Genomic DNA, 2,009 nt, shown 5'->3' with positions numbered 1-2,009 from the left:
CCGAATTAGATAAAGTCTATTTGGTTTGCGGCAAAACAGATTTACGCAAAGGAATTGATGGGTTAGCAACAATCATCCAAGATCAATTCGACTTAAATCCATTTTCACCCGCATTGTTTCTATTTTGTGGAACACGGAAAGACAGATTTAAAGCTATCTATTGGGAAGGTGACGGCTTTGTATTACTTTACAAACGTTATGAATCAGGACATTTACAATGGCCAAGAACCGCAGTGGAAGTCCGGCAATTAACAAATCAGCAACTAGAATGGTTACTAACCGGGCTGACGATTGAACCATCGGTTCATCGTGTTAGACCAGGAAATATCTATTGAAAGTCTCGCTCCGTTAACCTTTCTAAAAGGTATAGTCAAGGTCTAAACTTCATGATATGATCATTGAAAACCAACCAAGGTGGTGAAACCAATGGATATCATTGAGGAGCTTAAAAAAATTAATGCCAGTCAACAGGCTCAAATTGAAGAGCTTATTAGGCAGAACCAAATTTTAACTGAACAGGTAAAATATCTTCGTAACAAATTATATGGTCACTCAAGTGAAAAAACGATTAATGATGGCCAAACATCTTTATTTGATGACGCCAGTAATGGTGTTTTCGAAGACCCAGAGTCAACTGGAGAACAAATCGAAATTGTCACAGTTCGTAAAAAGAAAAGGCAAAGTCAAAAAGCGAAAATCACGAAAGACCTCCCGGTAAAGGAAGAACTGATTGAATTAGCTGAACATAATTGCCACAATTGTGGCAATGCCTATCAGATATTTAAACGGTTGATTGGAGACAAATTTCATCTCCGACCAGCTCAAGCATACATAGTTCGTCGGTATCAGGAAGTTGGCAAATGCCAACATTGTTCAGAGGACGTCAATTACGATGGCGACCAATTTGTTTCGGCAACTGTCCCACAATCATTCATGGCCCATAGTTTGGCTTCAGAAGATTTAGTCGCAACAATTATTGCCAATAAATATGAATTAGCCTTGCCACTTTATCGTCAACGACAACGTTTAAAGGGATTGGGACTATCGGTATCCGAAGCCACCTTAAGTAATTGGGTGATTTATGGATCGGAGCGGGTTGCTTTAGTCGATCAGTTGCTTTTCAGGAAGCTTAAGCAGCAACCATATTTGCATGGTGATGAAACACCGATTCAGGTTTTACGAGAATCAGGGAAATCGCCAACCTCTAAATCATTTCTATGGGAAATGCGATCTGCCGCTAACGCGGCTACTTCAATTATCCATTTTCATTATGACCCATCTCGAAGTGAAAAAGTGGCTCGGAAGATTTACGAAGGCTTCAGCGGAACTCTCGTCTGCGATGGCTATGCGGGTTACAATCACATTCCGCCAGAGATTCGGCGGGCTGGCTGTTGGGCGCATGGACGACGAAAGTTTGTGGATGGCACTAATGGAATTGAGAGCCAAAGGAGTCTTGGCCGCAAATTTGTCAAAAAGTTCGATCAATTATTTGCGATCGAACGAAAAGCTCAGGGCTTTTCACCACAACAGTTGTTAGAGATTCGACAACGAGAGTCCAAACCAATTGTCGATAGCATATGGCAGCTAATCAGTGAAACTACCCCTATCAACAAGTCTAAGTTGGGACGCGCTTATACCTACATGGTGAATCAGCGTGAACAACTAGAGGTCTTTTTAAATGATCCTGGGGTGGCCATTAGTAATAACATTGCCGAACGGAGTATCAAAACTTCGGTCATTGGTCGTAAGAATTGGCTTTTTAGTACCGGCCAGCGCGGAGCCAAGGCTAACGCCCTCTTCCTAGGCCTATTCGAAACGGCCATTGCCAATCATTTAGATTTCAAAAAATACTTAGTCTATCTGTTCACCTACTTGCCTCGGTTAGGAGATTCCCCAACTGACGAGGAGTTAGAGGCTTATTTACCATGGGCTAAAGCAGTACAGCAAAGCTGTGCAGCTTAACTGTAAAAACTTAAAAAGGCATTCGATTGTGTTATCTGAAGAATAAC

General features: G+C 41.7%; 2 protein-coding genes. Both read left to right on the top strand.

Annotated features, from left to right (window positions below):
- Positions 1-335: IS66 family insertion sequence element accessory protein TnpB (tnpB, locus tag QUF07_RS13750; protein WP_289428177.1), on the top strand; the 335-nt coding region annotated here is incomplete at its 5' end.
- Between the two features lie 91 nt (positions 336-426).
- Positions 427-1,962: an IS66 family transposase gene (gene tnpC, locus QUF07_RS13745; protein WP_289428176.1), complete on the top strand. Its 1,536-nt coding sequence runs from the start codon at positions 427-429 to the stop codon at positions 1,960-1,962.
- The last annotated feature ends 47 nt before the right edge of the window (positions 1,963-2,009 follow it).

Origin of the sequence: Lentilactobacillus sp. TOM.63, assembly GCF_030361045.1 — a bacterium.
GTDB lineage: Bacteria > Bacillota > Bacilli > Lactobacillales > Lactobacillaceae > Lentilactobacillus > Lentilactobacillus dabitei.
Note: the sequence above shows the minus strand (reverse complement) of the source record. Positions and strands in the feature narration are given on the sequence as shown.